This is a genomic window from Agromyces sp. NPDC055661, from assembly GCF_053618135.1.
In genome coordinates, this window is record NZ_JBSHHC010000001.1 from 1,866,296 (window position 1) to 1,887,193 (window position 20,898).

Annotated in this window: 16 protein-coding genes; 8 read left to right on the top strand and 8 right to left on the bottom strand. The window is 71.1% G+C overall.

Annotation, left to right across the window (positions count from 1 at the left end; translation table 11 throughout):
* Positions 1-81: 81 nt before the first annotated feature.
* The 6 genes from ACWGO8_RS08565 (at position 82) to ubiG (ending at position 7,867) form a co-directional block, all read left to right on the top strand.
* A complete protein-coding gene (locus tag ACWGO8_RS08565) occupies positions 82-1,260 on the top strand; it encodes an ABC transporter substrate-binding protein (protein WP_452042650.1) in 1,179 nt (392 codons plus the stop codon).
* Positions 1,261-1,346: 86 nt separating this feature from the next.
* Positions 1,347-2,261, top strand: coding sequence for an ABC transporter permease (locus ACWGO8_RS08570; protein WP_452042651.1), 915 nt, complete (start codon positions 1,347-1,349; stop codon positions 2,259-2,261).
* Positions 2,262-2,270: 9 nt separating this feature from the next.
* Positions 2,271-3,071 (top strand): ABC transporter permease, encoded by an 801-nt coding sequence (locus ACWGO8_RS08575; RefSeq protein WP_452042652.1) that lies wholly within the window; start codon positions 2,271-2,273, stop codon positions 3,069-3,071.
* Positions 3,072-3,232: 161 nt separating this feature from the next.
* Positions 3,233-6,415 (top strand): ExeM/NucH family extracellular endonuclease, encoded by a 3,183-nt coding sequence (locus tag ACWGO8_RS08580; RefSeq protein WP_452042653.1) that lies wholly within the window; start codon positions 3,233-3,235, stop codon positions 6,413-6,415.
* Positions 6,416-6,426: 11 nt separating this feature from the next.
* On the top strand, positions 6,427-7,029 hold the full coding sequence (locus tag ACWGO8_RS08585; protein WP_452042654.1) for a nucleoside deaminase: 603 nt from the start codon (positions 6,427-6,429) through the stop codon (positions 7,027-7,029).
* A 67-nt stretch (positions 7,030-7,096) separates the two neighbouring features.
* A complete protein-coding gene (gene ubiG / locus ACWGO8_RS08590) occupies positions 7,097-7,867 on the top strand; it encodes a bifunctional 2-polyprenyl-6-hydroxyphenol methylase/3-demethylubiquinol 3-O-methyltransferase UbiG (protein WP_452042655.1) in 771 nt (256 codons plus the stop codon).
* Between the two features lie 52 nt (positions 7,868-7,919).
* On the opposite strand, the gene ACWGO8_RS08595 is transcribed toward ubiG, so the two are convergent.
* Complete coding sequence (locus ACWGO8_RS08595) at positions 7,920-8,660, bottom strand: MarR family winged helix-turn-helix transcriptional regulator (protein WP_452042656.1); 741 nt, start codon at positions 8,658-8,660, stop codon at positions 7,920-7,922.
* A gap of 575 nt (positions 8,661-9,235) precedes the next feature.
* Here ACWGO8_RS08595 and ACWGO8_RS08600 point away from each other — a divergent pair.
* Positions 9,236-9,562 carry a MarR family winged helix-turn-helix transcriptional regulator gene (locus ACWGO8_RS08600; RefSeq protein WP_452042657.1) on the top strand — a complete coding sequence of 109 codons (327 nt, stop codon included), beginning with the start codon at positions 9,236-9,238 and terminating at the stop codon, positions 9,560-9,562.
* Positions 9,563-9,745: 183 nt separating this feature from the next.
* On the opposite strand, the gene ACWGO8_RS08605 is transcribed toward ACWGO8_RS08600, so the two are convergent.
* The 6 genes from ACWGO8_RS08605 to ACWGO8_RS08630 form a co-directional block, all read right to left on the bottom strand.
* A complete protein-coding gene (locus ACWGO8_RS08605) occupies positions 9,746-10,846 on the bottom strand; it encodes an ABC transporter ATP-binding protein (protein WP_452042658.1) in 1,101 nt (366 codons plus the stop codon).
* On the bottom strand, positions 10,843-11,928 hold the full coding sequence (locus ACWGO8_RS08610; protein ID WP_452042659.1) for an ABC transporter permease: 1,086 nt from the start codon (positions 11,926-11,928) through the stop codon (positions 10,843-10,845). Before ACWGO8_RS08610 ends, ACWGO8_RS08605 begins: the two co-directional genes overlap by 4 nt.
* A 1-nt stretch (position 11,929) precedes the next feature.
* Positions 11,930-12,910 (bottom strand): ABC transporter permease, encoded by a 981-nt coding sequence (locus ACWGO8_RS08615; protein WP_452042660.1) that lies wholly within the window; start codon positions 12,908-12,910, stop codon positions 11,930-11,932.
* Positions 12,907-13,971 carry an ABC transporter ATP-binding protein gene (locus tag ACWGO8_RS08620; RefSeq protein ID WP_452042661.1) on the bottom strand — a complete coding sequence of 355 codons (1,065 nt, stop codon included), beginning with the start codon at positions 13,969-13,971 and terminating at the stop codon, positions 12,907-12,909. The genes ACWGO8_RS08615 and ACWGO8_RS08620 overlap by 4 nt, the downstream gene beginning before the upstream one ends.
* A 76-nt stretch (positions 13,972-14,047) precedes the next feature.
* Entirely contained in the window at positions 14,048-15,709 is a 1,662-nt protein-coding gene (locus ACWGO8_RS08625; protein ID WP_452042662.1) for an ABC transporter substrate-binding protein, read from the bottom strand.
* 54 nt (positions 15,710-15,763) lie between these two features.
* Positions 15,764-18,340, bottom strand: a complete 2,577-nt coding sequence (locus ACWGO8_RS08630) for a beta-glucosidase (protein ID WP_452042663.1) — start codon at positions 18,338-18,340, stop codon at positions 15,764-15,766.
* A gap of 222 nt (positions 18,341-18,562) precedes the next feature.
* Here ACWGO8_RS08630 and ACWGO8_RS08635 point away from each other — a divergent pair, with 222 nt between their 5' ends.
* Positions 18,563-19,198, top strand: coding sequence for a TetR/AcrR family transcriptional regulator (locus ACWGO8_RS08635; protein ID WP_452042664.1), 636 nt, complete (start codon positions 18,563-18,565; stop codon positions 19,196-19,198).
* A 173-nt stretch (positions 19,199-19,371) separates the two neighbouring features.
* Here ACWGO8_RS08635 and ACWGO8_RS08640 read toward each other — a convergent pair whose 3' ends face one another.
* Positions 19,372-20,772 (bottom strand): MFS transporter, encoded by a 1,401-nt coding sequence (locus tag ACWGO8_RS08640; RefSeq protein ID WP_452042665.1) that lies wholly within the window; start codon positions 20,770-20,772, stop codon positions 19,372-19,374.
* Positions 20,773-20,898: the final 126 nt, after the last annotated feature.

Genomic DNA, 20,898 nt, shown 5'->3' on the forward strand with positions numbered 1-20,898 from the left:
ATCCGCCCACCGGACCAGCCCACCGCACCTGCAACTGCACATCACTGCACCACCTGCACTGCACAGAACAAGGAGAGAACCATGATGCGAATGCGCACCGCCGCTCGCGGCGCGACCGTGGGGCTCGCGATCGCCTCGGTCGCACTGCTCACCGCCTGTGGCACGTCCCAGGCCGGCGGCTCCGGAGGCGGCGAGGCCGCCGAGGAGCTCGGCGAGATGGAGGGCCAGGTCTCGATCCTCGCCTGGCCCGGCTATGTCGAGGACGGCTCCAACGACCCCGAGGTCGACTGGGTGACGCCGTTCGAGGAGGACACGGGCTGCGAGGTCACGACCAAGACGTTCGGCACCTCCGACGAGGCCGTCAACCTCATGAAGACCGGCGAGTACGACGTGGTGTCGGCCTCGGGCGACGCGACCCTGCGGCTCATCGCCGCCGGCGACGTGGCTCCCGTCAACACCGACCTCATCCCGAACTACGCGAACGTCTACGACTTCCTCAAGGAGAAGGAGTGGAACTCGGTCGACGGCGTGCCCTACGGCGTACCGCACGGCTACGGCGCGAACCTCCTCATGTACAACACGACGGTCTTCCCCGAGGCGCCCACCTCGTGGGACGTGGTGTTCGACAAGGCCGGCGACTACAGCGGCAAGGTCACCGCGTACGACTCGCCCATCTACATCGCGGATGCCGCGGTGTACCTGATGGCGCACCAGCCCGAGCTCGGCATCGAGAACCCCTACGCGCTCGACGAGGAGCAGTTCCAGGCCTCCGTCGACCTCCTGAAGGCCCAGCGCGCGCACGTCGGCGAGTACTGGTCGGACTACCTCAAGGAGATCCAGGCGTTCACGACCGGCGACTCGGTGGTCGGCACGACCTGGCAGGTCATCCAGAACGCCCTCGCGGGCGAGGGTGCGACGACCGACGTCGTCCTGCCCGAGGAGGGTGCGACCGGCTGGTCGGACACGTGGATGATCTCGTCGCAGGCGAAGAACCCGAACTGCGCGTACGCGTGGCTCGACTACATCGCGAGCCCCGAGGCGAACGCCACGGCGACCGCGTACTTCGGCGAGGCGCCCTCGAGCGACGAGGCCTGCGAGTTCCGCGACGACTGCGAGGCGTACCACGCCGGTGACGCCGACTACGCGTCGCAGATCTGGTACTGGACCACCCCGATCGAGGACTGCGTCGACGGTCGCACCGATGTGAAGTGCGTCGACTACGCGGCCTGGACCGAGGCCTGGTCGGAGATCAAGGGCTGACGCCCGCATGACCGGGGCGGCCCGGACCCGAACGGGCCGCCCCCACCCCCGATCCACGACGGAAGACCGTCCGACAGGAACGCTGCATGACGACGAACGCCCCGACGAGGCAACCGATCCGATCCCCCCGCGACACGGTCGCGCGGAAGGGGTCGGCCTTCCTCGCGACCCATCCCAGGGCGCGACTGGCCTTCCTGCTCACCGCGCCGCTGTTCTGGCTCGTCGTCGTCTACATCGTGGCGCTCGCGCTGCTGCTCGTCACCGCGTTCTGGTCGGTCGACAGCTTCACCGGCGAGATCACGACCGAGTTCACGCTCGACAACATCATCGAGGTCGTCACCGGCTCGCTCTACCAGGTCGTGACGCTGCGCACGCTGGGCGTCGCCCTGCTCGTCACCCTCATCGACGTGCTGCTCGCACTGCCCATCGCGTTCTTCATGGCGAAGGTCGCGTCGCCGCGGATGCAGCGCGTGCTCGTCATCATGGTGCTGACCCCGCTCTGGGCGTCGTACCTCGTGAAGGCGTACGCGTGGCGGTCGGTGCTGTCGCAGGACGGCATCCTCGAATGGCTCCTCGCGCCGTTCGGCGGACACACACCCGGGTACGGGCTCCCGGCGACCATCATCACGCTCTCGTACCTCTGGCTGCCGTACGTGATCCTGCCGATCTACGCGGGACTCGAGCGCGTGCCCGACTCGCTGCTCGAGGCATCCGGCGACCTGGGCGGCAAGACCTGGCCCACCCTGCGGCTCGTCGTGCTGCCGCTGATCTTCCCGGCGATCATCGCGGGCACGATCTTCAGCTTCTCGCTCTCGCTCGGCGACTACATCACGGTGAACATCGTGGGCGGCGCGAGCCAGATGCTCGGAAACCTCGTCTACACGAACGTCGGCGCGGCGAACAACCTGCCCCTCGCATCGGCGATCGCGCTCATCCCGATCGTGATCATCTTCGGCTACCTCTTCCTCGTGCGCCGCACCGGCGCCCTCGACAACCTCTAGGGGCGACGGATGCGACTCTCACGACTCTCCCGCACGGTGCTCGGCATCGTCACGGCGTTGATCCTCGTCGTGGTCTACGTGCCGCTCCTCGTCGTGCTCGTGAACTCCTTCTCGACCTCGACGTCGCTGACCTGGCCGCCGCCCGGCTTCACGCTCGAGTGGTGGGGCCGCGCGTTCCAGAGCGCGGGCGCGATCGAGGCCGTGTCGACCAGCGTGCAGATCGCCGCGATCGCGACGCTGATCTCGCTGATCCTCGGCACGCTCATCTCGCTCGCCCTGCAGCGGTTCTCGTTCTTCGGCCGCGACGCCATCAGCCTGCTGGTGATCCTGCCGATCGCGCTGCCCGGCATCATCACCGGTATCGCGTTGAACAACTTCTTCCGCACGATCATGGGCGTGCCGCTGTCGATCTGGACGGTCGTCATCGCGCACGCGACGTTCTGCATCGTCACCGTGTTCAACAACGTGATCGCGCGCCTGCGCCGTCAGGGCACGAACCTCGAGGAGGCGTCGAGCGACCTCGGCGCCGGCGTCTGGACGACGTTCCGGCTCGTGACGTTCCCGCAGCTGCGCTCGGCGCTCCTCGCGGGCGGCCTGCTCGCCTTCGCGCTGTCGTTCGACGAGATCATCGTGACGACGTTCACCGCCGGGTCGGGCGTGACGACGCTGCCGATCTTCATCCTGAACAACATGTTCCGGCCGAACCAGGCGCCGATCGTCTCGGTGATCGCGGTCGTGCTCGTCGTCGTGTCGATCGTGCCGATCTACATCGCGCAGCGGCTGTCGGGGTCGGAGCAGCAGCGGCGCTGAGCTGCGCAGATGTGCACGGATGCCGCGTCGCCGCGCACATCCGCGCGATTCACCGACCCTTCACCGGCGGGACCCTTCCACCGCTCGACGTCGGTCCCCTAGTCTGACCACGTCTCGGGGGGCATGTCGGCACCCCCGCGCGATGAAGCTGGGGAGCTCCGATGATCCGGTCCGTCCGCCCTGTCACCGCCATGGTCGTCGCAGCGTCGCTGCTCGCCGTCGGACTGGCCGCCGCTCCGGCGGCCGCCGCCGAGGCCGCGGTCCCGGCCGACGTGTTCATCAGCGAATACGTCGAGGGCTCGTCGACGAACAAGGCCCTCGAGATCTACAACCCCACGGATGCCCCGATCGACCTCAGCGCCTACACGCTGCGGGTGTACTTCAACGGCGCCACGACCGCGAACGTCAACCAGGTGCTCGACGGCACGGTCGGCGCGGGCGACACGTTCGTCTTCGCCGACAACCTGCTCGCGGCGTTCGCCGACCAGACGACCGGGGCCGGTCTGTGGAACGGCGATGACGCGATCGCCCTCTGGAAGGGCACGACCGTCGTCGACTCGCTCGGGCAGGTCGGCTTCGACCCGGGCACCGAGTGGGGAACCGGCCTGACCTCCACCATGGACAACACGCTGCGTCGTGCGGCGTCGGTGTGCACGGGCGACACGAACCCGAACGACGCGTTCGACCCCGCCGTGGAGTGGGTCGGGTTCGCGTCGAACACCTTCGACGGGCTCGGCTCCCACACCTGCGGCGAAGCGGGCCCGCAGCCGACGGTGATCAACGAGTTCTCGGCCTCGACGGCCGGCACCGACGTCGAGTACGTGGAGCTGCTCGCCGAGCCCGGCACCGACCTGAGCGGCGTCCGCGTGCTCGAGATCGAGGGCGATGCCGGCACCTCCCTCGGCGTGGTCGACGAGGTCGTCTCGTTCGGCGCTCCCGACGACGAGGGGCGCTCGCTCGCCTGGCTCCCCGCCGACGCCCTCGAGAACGGCACCATGTCGCTGCTGCTCGTCACCGGCTTCGCCGGCGCCCTGGGCGATGACCTCGATGCGAACGACGACGGCGTGATCGACGCGATCGACGGCCTCGACATCGTCGACGCGATCGCCGTCCACGACGGCGGGGGGAGCGACCGCGCCTACGGCGGCACGGTGCTCACCGCCTCGTACGACGGCGGCGCCTTCGCGGTCGGCGCGGCCTCGCGCATCCCCGACGGCGCGGACACCGACTCGGCGGCCGACTGGGTGCGCAACGACTTCGACAAGGCCGGCATCCCCGGCAACACCGGCACGCTCGTCAACGGCGAGGCGGCCAACACTCCCGGGGTCCGCAACTCGCTCACGGTCGTGATCGTGCCGCTCCCCCCGGCCGACTGCGACGCACCCGTGGTGACGATCGGCTCCGTGCAGGGCGCCGGCGCCGCGTCGCCGGTCGTCGGTGCATCCGTCGAGATCGAGGGCGTCGTGACCGGCGACTTCCAGGTCGGCGGCTTCGACGGCTACTACCTGCAGGATGCCGGTGACGCGAACGCCGCGACCTCCGACGGTGTCTTCGTGTACGCGCCGACCGGCCTCGACGTCGCCGCCGGCGACGTGGTGCACATCGCCGGCACCGTCAGTGAGTTCTTCGGCATGACGGAGGTCACGGCGACCGCCAACTCGGTCTGCGACCGGGGGGCTCCGCTTCCCGCGCCCGCCGCGATCACCCTGCCGGTGGCCTCGCCCGACGCCTACGAGCCGCTCGAGGGCATGCGCGTCACCCTGCCGCAGTCGCTCTCGATCCTCGAGTTCTTCGAGTACGGCCGGTTCGGCACGATCACGCTCGGCAGCGAGCGCCACATGACGCCCACCGCGGTCGTCGAGCCGGGGCAGCCGGCTACGGCCCTGGCGGCGGCGAACGCGCTCGACTCGATCACGCTCGACGACGGCCGCAGCGAGGAGAACCCCGACCCGGCGATCCACCCGAACGGCGACACCTTCACGCTCGCGAACTCGTTCCGCGGCGGCGACCTCGTCGCGAACGCGACCGGCGTGCTCGACTACCGCTTCGACACCTGGGCCGTGCAGCCCACGCAGGGCGCCGACCACCAGGCCGTGAACCCGCGCGCCGCGAACCCGGTGCCCGAGGTCGGCGGCACGACGAAGGTCGCGAGCTTCAACGTGCTGAACTACTTCACGACGCTCGGCTCGCGCGGCGCGAACGACGCCGCCGAGTTCGCCCGCCAGGAGGCGAAGATCGTCTCGGCGCTCGCCGCGATCGACGCCGACATCGTCGGCCTCATCGAGATCGAGAACAACGGCGACGTCGCGGTCGGCACCCTGGTGGACGCGCTCAACGACGAGGTCGGAGAGGGCACCTACGACTTCATCTCGACGGACGTGCTGGGCACCGACGCCATCACGACGGCGCTCATCTACAAGCCGAGCGAGGTGGCGCCCACCGGCACCCACGCCGTGCTCGACTCGTCGGTCGATCCCGACTTCGACACCGACTTCAACCGCCCGGCGCTGGCGCAGACCTTCACCGACCTGCAGGCCGGCGGCGAGGTCACGGTCGTCGTGAACCACCTGAAGTCGAAGGGCTCCGACTGCGACGACGTCGGCGACCCCGACCTCGGCGATGGCGCAGGCAACTGCAACGTCACCCGCACCAAGGCGGCGAAGGCGCTCTCGAAGTGGCTGGCCGGGGACCCGACGGGCCAGGGAGCCGGCAACGAGCTCATCATGGGCGACCTGAACTCCTACGACAAGGAGGATCCGATCGACGCGTTCCGCGCGGCCGGGTACACCGACCTCGTGCACGAGTTCCAGGGCGAGGAGGCGTACTCCTACGTGTTCGACGGCCAGCTCGGATACCTCGACTACGCGCTCGGCGGCACGAGCATCGTCGACCGGGTCACCGGAGCCGAGCCGTGGCACATCAACTCCGACGAGCCGAGCCTGATCGACTACGACATGACGTTCAAGAAGCCGGCGCAGGACGCGCTCTTCGCGCCCGACGAGTGGCGCTCGAGCGATCACGACCCCGTGGTCGTGGGACTCGACCTCGACGTCGTCGCGCCCGAGCTCGCCGTCACCGCCTCCACCGATGTCGTCTTCCCGCCGAACGCCAAGTGGCGCTCGATCACCTTCGACGTCGCGGCGACCGACAACGTCGACGCCGACGTCACGGTGGAGATCGTGGGCGTTCAGGCCACCGGCCACAAGGCGGAGATCCGCAGGGTCTCCGACACCGAGGTCGAAGTGCTCGCTCGCCAGGGCGCGACCTACGCGGTAACGTTCCAAGCGACCGACGACTCGGGCAACGCCACGACCCAGACGGTCACCATCCGCGTGGCGCCGTGAGGTGACGGGGCATGGACAGCTTCGCGAGTGAGTTCCGGGCGACGCTGCCGGCGTGGCTGGTCGAGGAGCTGCCGACCCTCGCCGCGGACGGTCCGCTCGCGACCGAAGCCGAGCGCATGGCCCTCGCCAACCGCCTCGCCGACCAGAACTGGCGGGCCGGCAACGGCGGGCCGTTCGCCGCGGTCGTCGTCGACGCGGCATCCGGCGAGCTCGTGTCGGTGGGCGTCAACATCGTGCTCGCCTCCGGCCTCAGCTCGCTGCACGCCGAGGTCATGGCGCTGAGCCTCGCGCAGCAGCGCCTCGGGCGTTGGGACCTCGGTGCCGACGGGGCCGACCTCGAGCTGGTGGTCAACTGGCGCCCGTGCGTCATGTGCTACGGCGCGACCATGTGGTCGGGCGTCCGTTCGCTGTCCATCGCCGGCGAGGGGTCGGAGGTCGACGAGCTCACCGGGTTCGACGAGGGGCCGATGCACGACGACTGGATCGGGGAGTTCGAGCGTCGCGGCATCCGCGTCTCGATCGGGGTCGGGCACGACGACGCGATCGAGGTGTTCCGTGCGTTCGGCGCGTCGGACGCCGTCGTCTACAACGCGCGCGGAGCCGGTGGGGTCTAGCGGCGGCTGCGGCATTCACGTCGGCGCAAGTGCGGATCGGGGTTCGGGCGGGGATCGCAGGGATCGCATGCCGATCGACAACGAGGTCTACGACCGGCTCGGCGCGGGCTGGTGGGACGAGGACAACCCGCTGAACATGCTGCACGGCAGCTGCACGCCGGGGCGCATGGCGTACTTCCGCGACGTGCTCGGGCGACGCGGGTCGGCCGGCGGCCGCGCGCTCGACATCGGATGCGGCGCGGGCTTCATCACCGAGGAGCTCGCCGGCCTCGGCTTCACCGCGACGGGCATCGATCCGTCGTCCGTCGCCATCGAGGCGGCCCGCGCGCACGCGACGCAGGGCGGGCTGGCGATCGAGTACGTGGTGGGCGTCGGCGAGCAGCTGCCGTTCCCGGATGCCGCGTTCGACCTCGTCACCTGCTGCGACGTGCTCGAGCACGTGCGCGACCTCGATCGCGTGGTCGCCGAGACGGCTCGCGTGCTGCGGCCGGGCGGGCTGTACCTCTTCGACACGATCAACCGCACGCGCCGGAGCCGGCTGCTCGCGATCCGGGCGATGCAGGAGTGGCGGCTCACGCGCATCGTGGACACGTCGATCCACGAGTGGTCGATGTTCATCACGCCGGAGGAGCTCGAGGCGACGCTCGACCGGCACGGGCTGGAGCTCGGGGAGTTGGCCGGGCTGGCGCCGCGCGCGTCATGGCCGACGATCGTCGGGGCGCTGCGCGCGACGCGACGAGGCCGGATCGGCTACGGCGAGCTCAGCCGCCGCCTCGACTTCGGTCGTGTCGAGTCGCTCGCCCTGTCGTACATGGGCTTCGCGGTGCGTCGCGGGTGACACGACGGAGCCGGGAGCGCGCGTGGCGTGCTCCCGGCTCCGTGCGGCGGCGTCAGGCCTCGGGGTGCGGCTGTCCGTGGTGACGGTGACCGCGTCCCTTGCTCTTCCGGTCCTCGTGCACGTGCACGTGGACGTGGACGTCCTGATGGGGGTGTCCGGCGAAGCCGGGACGCGGGCCGAAGCCCGGGCGCGGGCCGAAACCCTCACGGCCGAAGCCGTGCGGGCCGAAGCCGTGAGCGGCCTCGGGGTCGAACCCGTGGGGGGCGCCGAACCGACGGCCGAAGCCGTGGCGGTGGCCCCATCCGTGCCGGCGTCCGCCGCGCTTGCCGCGCGGCATCGGCTGCGACTCGTCCCAGCCGAGCTCGCGGGCCACGGCCTCGAGGGTCCGCAGCGTGGTCGCGAAGTCCTCGGCGGGCACCGCGCCGGCGATGCGCGCGCGGAGCGTGGCGACCTGCTCGTCGAGGCGCGCGAGCGCCTCACGACCCGACTCGGTGAGCACGGGCGGGACGCCCTCGACCCAGCCGCGCTCCACCAGGTGGTGCAGGGCGTGGGGCTTGGCGCGGAGCCGCTCGGCGAGCCGCTCGTCCGTCGCCGAACCGGCGAGCAGGTTGAGCAGCCGCCAGTCGCGGCGCGTGATGCCGTCGGCGGCGAAGAGCGTCTCCATCTCCTCGGAGAGGCGACGGTCGACGACCTTCAGCCAGAAGCCGAAGGGGCGGTCGGTGCCCGCGGATGCCGCGGTGGGCTCCTCGTCGGAGCGGTCGGGCTGATCGGGGGTGATCTGATCGGTGGTCATGGTGTTCCTTCCTCGGTGCGCCGTGTGGGCGCCCGGCGCGCGATGCGCGTCCATTCGATATTGCATGTCATGTGACATGTATATGTAGGATGACATGTATGAGCGCAGGTCGTCAAGGCGGACTCGGCGGATCCTCAGGTTCGGGCGGCTCGGGTGGGTCGAGGGGCGGCCGATCGGGCGGGAGCGGCCGCTCGGGCGCTGGGCGCTCCGGCGGACCTGGCGGCTCCGGAGGGTCTGGCGCGGGCGGCGCCGGCACAGGCGGCTCGGGCGCCGACGATGCGTCGTCCGACCCGATCGCGGCGATCGAGGCGGCGCTCGGCGCGTTCCGCGGGCGCGGACCCGGCGGCCCGTGGGGGCCCGGACCCTTCGGGCCAGGCCCCGGCGGGCCCGGTGGGCCCGGGGGCCCTGGCGGCCCGGGCTTCGGCCCCGGCCCGTTCGGACGCGGTCCCGGCGGCTGGGGCGGCAGGCCCGGCGGCCATGAGGACCACGACGGCCAGTTCGGTTCGCACGCGCACCACGACCACGGCGGTCCGGTTCGGCACGGGGGGCCTGGAGGCCGCGGCGGACACGCGGCGATGCGCCTCCTCATGGTGCTCTCGCACCGAGGACCGAGTTCGGTGGGCGACGTCGCCGCCGCCATCGGCGTCGACCAGCCTCGTGCGAGCCGGCTCGTGCAGGCCGCGGTGGACGCCGGTTACGTGCGGCGCGAGGTCGACCCGAACGACGCGCGCCGCAGCATCCTGGTGATCACCGATGGCGGACGCACCGCGCTCTCCTCGGTGCTCGACCACCGTCGGGCGTCGATCGAGCGCGCCCTCGCCGACTTCTCCGACGAGGACCGCACCGAGTTCGCCCGCCTCCTCACGCGCTTCGCGGAGGCGTGGGGCCGCACGCACGGCTGACCGCCGCGGCATCCGTCACCCGGGATTCAGGCGATCGCGCAGGATTCAGGCCGCTTCCGCGCGTTCCAGCCTGAATCGCGCCCGATCGCCTGAATCCCGAGCGAGCGGGCGGATGCCGCGGGCGGATGCCGCGGGCGGATGCCGCGCGCCGATGCCGCGCGCCGAGTCGGGCACGCCTGCCCGTCAGCGCAGCGACAGCTCGACGGGCACCGGCTGTGGCTCGAACCCGGCGGCGCGTACTGCGGCCGCATCGTGCCGCAGGCACGCGACCGCGCGGCGCGGGTCGTCGCCGGCGACGTCGGGGATCGTGAGCCCGGGATCGACGGTCGCGCAGGCGTCGAACGCGAAGGCGCACCGGTCGCGGAAGGGGCATCCGGCGCCGAGGCGCGCGAGGTCGGGCGGCGAGCCCGGGATGCCCGACAGCTCGCGCCGCGGTCCACGCAGCGGCGGGAACGAGTGCAGCAGCGCCGACGAGTACGGATGCCGCGGGCGGTGGTAGATGTCGAGCGCGGGCGCGTCCTCGACGATCTCGCCGGCGTACATGATCGCGATGCGGTCGGCGATCTCGATGAGCAGCGACACGTCGTGCGTGATGAAGACGACCGAGAATCCGAGGCGGTCGCGCAGGTCCGCGATCTGCTCGACGATCTGCCGCTGCATCACCACGTCGAGGGCGGTCGTCGGCTCGTCCATGATGAGCACCTGCGGGTCGAGCGCGAGCGCCATCGCGATCATGACCCGCTGGCGCATGCCGCCCGACAGCTGGTGCGGGTACGACCGCAGCCGGTCGGGCGAGATGCCGACGAGCTCGAGCAGCTCGGCCGAGCGCTCGAGCGCCTCCTGCTGCGACACCTCGGGGCGGTGGGCGCGGATGCCGTCGGCGATCTGCCGCCCGATGCGGAAGACGGGGTTGAGCGAGTTCATCGCGCCCTGGAACACGATCGCGAGGTCCTGCCAGCGCGACGCCCGCAGTTGCGTGTCGTTGAGGCGCAGGATGTCGGTGGTCGTGCCGTCGCGGTCGGTGAAGCGCACCTCGCCGCCGGTGATGAGCCCCGGCGGCGGCAGCAGCCGCGTCGCCGCGTACGCGAGCGTGGACTTGCCGCAGCCCGACTCGCCCGCGAGCCCGAGCACCTCGCCGCGTCCGAGCGTGAGCGACACGTCGCGCAGCACGTGCACCGGGTCGGCGTCGTAGCCGTAGTCGACCGAGAGGTTGCGGATCTCGAGCACCGGGTCCTTCACCGGCACGAGGGCGCTGCCGTGTCCGGCGGGGGTGGTGAGCGTCATGCGCGGTCCTCCTTCGCGAGCGGTGCCGACGTCGAGCGAGCGACGGATGCCGCCGTGCCGGCCCCGGCCCCAGGTGCCCGGTGCACGACCGGCGTGAATCCGATCCGGGGCCGGATGCCGCGCTTGCGCAGCGTGCGGGCGTGCAGGCCCGTGGAGCGCAGGCGCGGGTTGACGAACTCGTCGATGCCGAAGTTGATGAGCGTGAGCGCCATGCCGAGCAGGGCGATGCAGAGACCGGCGGGGATGAACCACCACCAGGCGCCGCGCTGCAGCGCGAGCTGGCTCTGCGCCCAGAACAGGATCGTGCCCCAGTTCCAGTCGCCGCCCGATCCGATGCCGATGAACGCGAGCGTGATGAGCGACAGCACCGCGAACGTGACCGTGCCGACGAAGCCCGACGCGATGATCGCCGTGAGGTTCGGCAGGATCTCGGCCATGACGATGCGCCACGTGCGCTCGCCGTTGGCCCTGGCCGCCTCGACGAAGTCCCGCTTGCGCAGCGACAGCGTCTGCGCGCGCAGTACGCGGGCGCCCCACGCCCAGCCGGTCACCGCGATGACCACGGCCACCGTGAGCCCGCCGGCGCTCGGCAGCTGCCCGGCGATGATGATGATGAGCGGCAGCTGGGGGATCACGAGGAAGATGTTCGACAGCGCCGACAGCGATTCGTCGCCCACGCCGCCGATGAAGCCGGCGGTCACGCCGACCACGACGCCGATGAACGTCGCGAGGATGCCGGCGACGAAGCCCACCACCATGACGCCGCGGGTGCCGACGATGAGCTGCGAGAGCACGTCCTGCCCGAGGTGGGTCGTTCCCATCCAGTGCTCCCACGACGGGGGCTGCAGGATGTCGTCGCTCTGCGCGCCCGGGTCGTAGGGCGCGATCCACGGGCCGACGATCGCGATGAGCGTGAAGAACCCGAGGATCACGAGGCCCGCGACGGCCTTCGAGTTGCGCAGGAACACGAACCGGCCGGGGCGACGCCGGCGGCGGGGCACCGACGGCATGACACCGGTCACCGGTGCACCGGACGGACCGGTGACCTGGTCCTCCTCGATGAGCGTGATGTCGACGGTCATGTCAGCCCTCCTGACGGGTGCGGGGGTCGAGCGCCGCGTAGACGAAGTCGGCGAGGATGTTCGCCACGAGCACCGCGATCGTGATGACGAGGAAGCAGCCCTGCATGAGCGGGTAGTCCTTGGCGTTCACGGCGTTGAAGAGCATGAAGCCGATGCCCTGGTAGCTGAAGACCATCTCCATGATGAGCGTGCCGCCGACGATGAACCCGAGCGACAGCGCGAAGCTCGACACCTGCGGCAGCACCGCGTTGCGCGCCGCGTAGCCCGTGCGCACGGCCCGCTCCGAGAGTCCCTTCGCCTGGGCGACCGTCACGTAGTCCTCCGACGAGACCGTCACGACCATGTTCCGCATGCCGAGGATCCAGCCTGCGATCGACGAGATCACGATCGTGAGCGCGGGCAGCGTGCCGTAGTAGATGACCGAGCCGACGAACTCCCACGACCAGCCGGGCACGAGCGAGCGGTCGTAGCTGCCGCTCGCGGGGAACCAGCCGAGCGTGACCGAGAACACGAAGATCGCGATGAGCGCGAGCCAGAAGTACGGCACGGCCGAGAAGAACGTCGAGATCGGTAGCAGCGAGTCGGCCCACGTGCCGCGGCGCCAGCCGATGCCGGTGCCGATGAGCGTGCCGACGACGAAGCTGATGATCGTCGCGACGCCCACGAGGCCGACGGTCCACGGCAGCGCCTGGTTGATGAGGTCGCTCACGGGGGTCGGGAAGTACGCGAACGAGACGCCGAGGTCGCCGCTCAGCAGGGTCCTCCAGTAGTCGAGGTACTGCTGCCAGAGCGGCACCTGCTGGTCGAGGCCGAAGAGCGCGTAGAGCGAGTCCATCGCGTCGGTCGAGATGCGGCCCTGGTTCTTCGCGATGAGTGCTTTGACCGGATCGCCGGGCATGAGCCGCGGGATGAAGAAGTTGATCGTGACGGCGGCCCAGAGGGTGATCACGTAGAAGGCGAGGCGACGGCCGATGAACCTCATGCGACGGGCTCCTCGACGGTCGGGCGCTCCCCGAAGGCCTCGAGCACCGAGCCGAGCTCGGGTCGTCCGTCGCGGTCGGAGTAGCCCCAGCAGGCGGCCTGCCGGCCCTCGCCGACCTCGGCGAGCGGGGGGACCTCGGCGCGGCACAGGTCGGTGGCGAACGGGCAGCGCGGGTTGAAGCGGCATCCGCTCGGTGGACGCACCAGGCTCGGCGCCTCGCCGCGGGCGCCGTGGGCGCGCGCCTCGAGGTCGTCGGGGTCGGGTGCCGAGCGCACGAGCAGCTGGGTGTACGGATGCTTCGGGTCCTGCGTGACCGACTCGCTGTCGCCGGTCTCCACGACGCGTCCGGCATACATCACCATCGTGCGGTCCGCGAAGTACCGCGCCGACGCGATGTCGTGCGTGATGTAGAGGATCGCGATGCGCAGCCGGTCGCGGAGGTCCTTGAGGAGGTTGAGGATGCCGAGGCGGATCGACACGTCGAGCATCGAGATCGGCTCGTCGGCGAGGAGCACCTCGGGATTCGCCGCGAGGGCGCGGGCGATCGCGACGCGTTGCCGCTGGCCGCCCGAGAGCTCGTGGGGGTACTTGTCGACGTACCGCTCGGTCGGCCGCAGCTGCACCCGGTCGAGGAGCTCGTCGAGCGCGGCCTCGAGCTCGTGGCCGCGGAGGCGTCCTCGGTGGATGCGCAGGCTGCGGGTGAGCGTGTAGCGCACGGTGTGCACGGGGTTCAGCGACCCGAACGGGTCCTGGAAGATCATCTGGACGCGGCCGACGTAGCGGCGGAACGCGCGGCGGCCCTTGGCGGCGGCATCCGAGCCGTGCAGCAGGATCGTGCCCGACGTCGCGGGCATGAGCTGGGCGAGGAGGCGGGCGATGGTCGACTTGCCCGAGCCCGACTCGCCCACGAGGGCGACGACGCGGCCGCGGTGGAGCTCGAGATCGACGTCGTCGACGGCGTGCACCACGTCCTTCGAGCGCATGCCGCGGACCGGGAAGTGCTTGCTCAGGCGCACGGCCTGCAGCACCGGGGATTCGGGTTCGTGGGCTTCGTTGCTCATCTCACTCACCAGGGGTTCGGGTCGGATCCGGGTGCGGTGCGGCGGATCGGGGAGGCATCCGCCGCACCGCACACCGCTACTTCGTGGGCTCGAGCTTCGAGAGGATGAGCGCCGCCTGCGGACCCGTGGGCTGCGGGTTCGCGTAGGGGTCGTCCTCCGAGGGGAAGCCCGTGTAGTTCACCGTGGAGTACTGTGCCACGGCGGGGCGCGACCAGATCACCAGGCCGGGCGCGTCGTTCACGAACGCGTCCTGGATCACCTGCATCGCCTCGGCGCGGGTCGCGTCATCCGATGCGCCCTTGAAGGCCGCGAGCGCCTGGGTGACCGCGTCGTTCCGGTAGCGGCCGAAGTTCCAGTTCGCGGTCTCGCCGAGCGGCACGTACGACGCGCCGTCCATGATGTTCGAGTAGAGGTTCCACGGCGTCGAGCCGCCGTCGGTCCAGTGCAGCGTCGCCTGGAAGTTGCCGAACGGGATGATGTCGTTGAACCACGTGTCCTGCACGGCCGGCTCGACGGTCGCGGTGGCGCCGAGCTCCTCGGCACCCGCCTTGATGATGTCGAGCGCCGACAGGTAGTCGCTCCAGCCCGCGGGGTTCGTGAGCGTGAAGGTCACGGCGGTGCCGTCGGGGTCGACAAGCTTGTCGGACGAGTCCCAGGTGTAGCCGGCGTCGGTGAGGAGCTGCTTCGCCCCGTCGACGTCGACCTCGAGCTCGGCCCCGTCGAACTCGGGCGCGATGTACGCGTCGCCCGACGGCTGCGGCAGGCCCGTGACGCTCGAGATCTGCGGCCACACGCCGTAGCCGGCCTTCTCGGAGATCTCGGCGCGGTCGACGACGAGGTTCAGCGCCTTGCGGAACGCGGGGTCGTCGAACGGCTTCGTCTCGTTGTTGAGGTAGAGCACGTCGACGCCGAAGCCGCCGCCCGCCACCTGGTGGAAGTGCTCGGGATCCTTGGCGATGAACGTGTTCTCGTAGTCGGGGATGAACGTCCAGCCCCACTGCGCCTCGCCGGTGGTGAGCGCCGTGGTCAGGCCGTTGTTGTCGTTGAACGTGTCGTAGCGCAGGGTGCCGACCTTCGGCTGGCCGCCCCAGTAGTCGGGGTTCGGCTTCATCGTGACCGACTGCGGGGTGAACTGGTCGAGCAGGTACGGCCCGGTGCCGATCATCTCGTCGTCGGTGAACTGCACCGGGTCGACGTCGGCCCAGATGTGCTCGGGCACGATGAGCAGCTTGTAGAGCTTGTCGCGGTTCACGTACTGCGAGGTCGTGAAGTCGACCGTGACCTGGTTGCCGTCGACCGAGATGTCGCCGTACTGGTCGGGGAAGTCGATGTTCAGCTCGGGGGTGTCCTTGCGCAGCTGGATCGAGAACGCGATGTCGTCGGCGGTGAAGTCCTCGCCGTCCGACCACTGCACGCCGTCGCGCGCGGTGATGACCGCCTGCGTCGAGTCGTCGTTCCACTCGACCGACTCGGCGAGCCACGGGGTGGGGTCGTCGGTGGGGTGCAGCTCGTTGACCTGCATGAGCGACTCGTAGACGACGTACGCGTAGCCGAGCGAGAGCGAGGCCGAGCCGGTGGCGAGCGGGTTCTGGTTCGGCGCCTGCGGTCCGTTCGGCATGCCGATCGTCAGCACCTTGTTGCTCGCGTCACCGCCCCCGCCGCCCCCGGCACTGCACCCGGTGAACGCCAGGCCGGCGGCGACCACGAGGGCGCCGGCGGCGAGGATGCTCTTTCGCATTTCCATGCCTCCTTGCATTTCTGTGTGAGTTGGTGCGTTGGTGTTGCGTGGTGCTCAGCCGCGGATCGGGACGCCGATCTCGAGGCGGAGGTCTCGTGAGGACCGGCCGACGTGCGCGCGGTAGGCGCCGGGCCGGAGGGTGAAGCGCGCGGCATCCGTCGACCAGGTCTCGAACGCGCGGCGGTCGATGGGCAGGTCCACGGTGGCGGTGCCGCCCGCGGCCACGTCGACGACCGCGAAGCCGGCGAGCCAGCGCAACGGGCGGTCGGGGTCGGATGCCGCGTCGGCCGGGTCGGGGGCGAGGTAGAGCTGCACGACCTCGCGTCCGTCGCGGGCGCTCGTGTTGGCGATCGTGGCGCGCACGACGGCGGCGACCTCGGCTTCGGCGGATGCCGCGTCGACGAGCTCGACCGACCGGTACTCCCACTCGGCGTACCCGAGTCCGAACCCGAACTCGCGGGCGGGGGTGCGGCCCAGCCGGTCCCAGCCGCGGTGGCCCACGTCGAGGCGCTCGGTGTACTCGATCACGCCGTCGACGGGGATGCCGTGCGGCACGGGCACGTCCGCCTCACGGGCGGGGAGGGTCCACGGCAGGCGGCCGCTCGGCTCGATCGCGCCCGTGAGCACGGCGGCGAGCGACGTGCCGGCCTCCTGTCCGGGCAGCCACCACCAGAGCACCGCGGGCACCTCGGCGAGCCACGGCAGGATCACCGGGGCGCCCGCGTTCACGACCACGACCGTGCGCGGGTTGGCCGCGGCGACGCGGCGCACGAGCTCGTTCTGCCGCGCGGGCAGCGCGAGGTCGGGGCGGTCCCAGCCCTCGGACTCGGTCTCGGGGTTGGTGCCCACGACGACGACCGCGACGTCGGATGCCACGGCGGCCGCCACGGCCGCGTCGAGCTCCTCGTCGATGGTGAGCCCCGGGGCACGGTAGCGGAAGTGCACGCGCACGAAGCGTCCGTACGACTCCCCGTCGATGACCTGCGCGTCGACCTCCACGCGGGCGAGCCGCGGGGCGTCGACCTCGACCACGGCCTCGACGCTGGGCGGGTTCGCGTAGCTGGAGTTCAGCACGACCTCGACGCCGACGGGCTCGTCGGACGAGCCCTGCAGGACGCCGTCGACCGCGACGCGGTGCGCGCCGACCGGCGCGAGCTCGATCACGTGCCGGCCCGCCGCGCGCAGTTCGACGTCGGTGGTGAGCCGGGCGGATGCCACGGCGCCGTCGTGCACGGGGAACCAGAGGCTCGCGGCATCCGGCACCTGCAGCGACTCGCGCACGACACCGTCGGCGTCGAACAGGTCGATGCGGATGCCCGGCTCGCCGTCGGGCGTCGTCAGGAGCTCGCCCGGGGTCAGCGGGGCGCCGACCGTCGCCGCGCCGCCGCGATGCAGGGCGACCTCGGCGAGGGGGAACGCGGCACGAAGGGCGTCGATCGGCGCGCTCACGTGCGGCGGCGTCACGAACGCGCTGCCGCCGCCCTGGGTGAACGGCTCCACCGCGTTGTGGCCGATGAGCGCGATGCGGCGGGGGCCGTCGGCACCGGCCTCGATCGGGAGCAGGCCGCCCTCGTTGCGCAGCACGACGGTGGAGCGCGCCGCGGCCTCGGTGAGGAGCGCGACGACCTCGTCGGACGCGGGGTCCTCGGTCGCACCGCTCGCGTCGTAGGGCAGGACCTCGCCGGCCAGGCCGCTGAGCGCGCCGACCCGCTCGGCGAGGCGCAGGATGCGGGCGACCTTGTCGTCGATCGCCGACTCGGGCACGCGTCCGTCGCGGACCGCGTCGAGGAGCCCCTCGGCCCAGGGGCCACCGGGCCCGGGCATCACGAGGTCGAGGCCGCCGAGCGCGGGCTCGACCGCGGTCTTCGTGGCGAGCCAGTCGCTCACCACGACGCCGTCGAAGCCCCACTCGCCCTTGAGGATCCCGTTCAGCAGCGGACCGTGCGCGGTCGCGGTGGCGTCGACGCCGTCGCGGGTGAGGCCGTTGTAGGCGGCCATGATCGTCCAGACGCCCGCGTCGACCACGGCCTCGAACGGTGCGAGGTAGACCTCGCGCAGCGTGCGCTCGTCGATGCGCGACAGGTATTCGGTGCGGTCGGTCTCGGTCTCGTTGCCGACGAAGTGCTTCACGCACGCGGCGACGCCCTGCTCCTGGATGGCGCCGACGAACGCGACGGCGAGGCGCGCGGTGAGCAGCGGGTCCTCGGCGAGGCACTCGAAGTGACGGCCGCCCACGGGGCTGCGCTGCAGGTTCACGACGGGCGCGAGGATCACGTCGACCGCCTTGCGCCGCGCCTCGGCCGCCATGAGCGCGCCGAGGCGGGCCTGCAGGTCGACGTCCCACGTCGCGGCGGTGGCCGACGGCGCCGGCAGCTGGGCTGAGGCCAGTCCGTCGTCGCCGGTGCCGCGAACGCCGATCGGGCCGTCGGACACCGTCATCGTGCGCAGGCCGATCGCGGGGATCTCGCGCAGCGTCCAGGTCGCGGCGCCGGTGAGCAGGGCGACCTTCTCGTCGAGGGGGAGCGAGGCGGCGACGGCCGCGGCGTCGAAGCCCGGGCCCCGCGCGATCGTCTCGGTGCCGGAGAGGGATCCGCTCTCGTCGAGGGCGCCGGTGGCGGTCGTTGGGGTCACGCCTATACTCCATTCACAGCTCGTCGTTGAGTGACGAACGACATGCTGGCACACTTACTGACTTGTAAGTAAGTTTGGCAGAGTCACAGTTCGGTAACGGCGTGCCCGGGCCCGTTCCGGGGCCGCGTCACGAGTGCTGCACTCGACTCGCGAGCCTCGTCGGCGCCTCCGGCAGTGCAGCGGATGCCGCGGCGGCGAGCCGCACAGGAAGGGAACACCGTGGTGGAGACAGCGCGAGACGACACGCGCAGCCGGCCCGCCGCCGAGCGCGTGCAGCGCCCGCAGGCGCGCACGACCGAGCGCCGCGAGGCGGTGCTGAAGGCGGCGATGAACGTCTTCGGCGCCCGTGGGTACAACAAGGGCGCGCTCGTCGAGGTGGCCGAGCAGGCGGGCATGACCCATGCCGGAGTGCTGCACCACTTCGGCAGCAAGGAGGGCCTGCTCGTCGCGATGCTGAAGTACCGCGACGGCGAGGAGGTCGCGGGCGTGCCCGCGCGGGCGCAGACCGAGGGCCCCGCGTTCCTGCAGCACCTCGTCGACACCGTCGAGGAGAACACGCACCGGCGCGGCGTCGTGCAGGCGTACTCCGTGCTCTCGGGCGAGTCGGTCACCGACGGGCATCCGGCGCACGACTACTTCCAGGGGCGCTTCCACGTGCTCCGGGCGAAGATCGCGGGCGTGCTGGGCGAGGTGTCGGGCAACACCGACCAACAGGAGCTCGAGGACGCGGCATCCGCCCTCATCGCGATCATGGACGGCCTGCAGGTGCAATGGCTGCTCGAGCCCGAGGCCATCGACATGCCCCGTATCCTCAGCCGCACGATCGACGAGCTCGTCGACCGCCTCAAGCACGGCTGAGGCGCGCGGCTCGTGCTCGATTCAGGCGTTCGGCGCCGTTTCAGGCGGGAATCCGCGATACCCGCCTGAAAACGCGTCGATCGCCTGAATCCCACTGGAGGTGCCGATGGCGTGCGGATGCCGCGGGCTGACGCCTTGGCGGCTCGGGCCCGCGCCCACGGCGCTGACCGCGGTTACGCCGCCGGCGCCTCCGACCGCGCGGGCACGCGCACGAACAGCATCATCACGAAGCCGGCCGCGAGCACGATGATGATGCCGAGGATGCCCCAGTAGGTCGCTCCCGCGATGCCGATGAACAGCGACCAGAGCAGCGGCGAGAGGAAGCTCGCCGCGCGCCCCGTCGTGGCGTAGAGCCCGAAGATCTCGCTCTCGCGGCCGGCCGGCGTGACGCGCGCGAGGAACGACCGGGATGCCGCCTGCGCAGGTCCGACGAAGAGCGTGAGCACGAGCCCGAAGACCCAGAACACGAGCTTGCCCGCGTCGTGCAGGAAGAACACGAGCAGCCCGGAGACCACGAGTCCGCCCAGGGCGACGAGGATGACGGCCCGCGCGCCGAACCGGTCGTCGAACCGGCCCGCGACGATCGTCGACAGGCCCGCGAGCAGGTTCGCGGCGACGCCGAACAACAGCACCTCGTTCGACGTGAAGTGGAACGCGACGGCCGCGATGACCGCGCCGAACGCGAACACGCCCGCGAGCCCGTCGCGGAACACGGCGCTCGCGAGCAGGAACCAGAACGTGGGCCGCGACTCGCGCCAGAGCGCCTTGATGTCGCGGACGAGCACGACGTAGCCGCGGAAGAACCCGACCTTCTCGCGGTGCGCGGCGGGCGGCGCCTCGGGCACGTACGCGAAGATCGGCCAGGCGAACAGGATCGCCCAGACGGCGCAGCCGACGGCGATGACGCGGTACGCGAGGCCGTTGTCGGTCGGCATGCCCCACCAGTCGAAGGTCGTCGCGACGACCACGAGCACGAGCGCGATGATCCCGCCGATGTAGCCGAGGCCCCAGCCGAGGCCCGACACCTTGCCGACCGTCTTCGGCGTCGACACCTGCACGAGCATCGCGTTGTAGTTCACGCCCGCGATCTCGCTGAACACCGTGCCGGCCGCGATGAGCGCGATGCCCAGCACGAAGTACGCGGGGCTCGCCTGCACGAAGAACAGCGCGAACATCGTGACGATGAGCGCGATGGTCGCGCCGCCGAGCCAGACCTTGCGGCGGCCCGAGACGTCCGCGCGCTGGCCGAGCACGGGAGCGAGCAGCGCGATGAGGATGCCGGCGATCGTGATGGCCCAGCCGAGCCCGCTCGCGAGATCGGCGAGGCCCTGCTCGTGCGCCGGGTCGTCCTCGCCGAGGCCGGCCACCGACGGGTTCAGGAACGCGTCGCTCGTCAGGTACAGCGCTGTGAACACGAACGTGAGGATCACCGAGTTGAACGGCTGCGTCGCCCAGTCCCACAGCGCCCACGACCAGACCTGCTTCGCCGGGATCCGGTGATCGCCCTGGAGCTCGAGTCCGGTCACGGGTTCGAGGTGCTCGGTCGCGCCGGCGGACTCGGAGTGCTGGGTCATGTGGGAGAGCCTCGTTCGTTCGGGTGAACGGCGGATGTCGCGCAGCTGAGCGCCGCCGCATCGGCCGGGGATCGTCGCTGATCCTGCTGCACTGTAACGCCGCCGATCCTCCGCGCGCGAGAGGGC